This is a genomic window from Falsihalocynthiibacter sp. S25ZX9, from assembly GCF_041205405.1.
GTDB classification, from domain to species: Bacteria; Pseudomonadota; Alphaproteobacteria; order Rhodobacterales; family Rhodobacteraceae; genus Falsihalocynthiibacter; species Falsihalocynthiibacter arcticus.
On record NZ_JBGFCD010000298.1, the window covers coordinates 1 to 288 of the forward strand.

The 288-nt window shown below is 60.1% G+C and carries 1 protein-coding gene; it reads right to left on the bottom strand.

Annotated features, from left to right (window positions below; genetic code table 11):
* On the bottom strand, nucleotides 1-288 hold a 288-nt coding region (locus AB9F29_RS22320; RefSeq protein WP_369757303.1), incomplete at both ends, for a hypothetical protein.

A 288-nucleotide genomic window follows, 5' to 3' on the forward strand; every position in this document is an offset into this window, starting at 1 on the left:
AACCATTGATAGCGCAGCGTGCCCAACCCGTCGTCATCGGCCAAGCCGCTTACATCCGCAGTCACCGTATCCCCCAGCCCAAATACCGCCGGATCGGCGTTGTCACTGACAAGAAGCACGGTCCCAGTCAGGTCGTGATTGCCATCGTCAATCGGGCCGGTCACGGGCGCGAACTGTGCCGACGCGGTCTCAAACGATGCGTCCTGAATAAGAACTGTCACGCCGATCTCGGCCCCCACATGCGCTGCCGTCAGTGCAAAGGTATTCTCGGATGTGGTCTCGAGAACC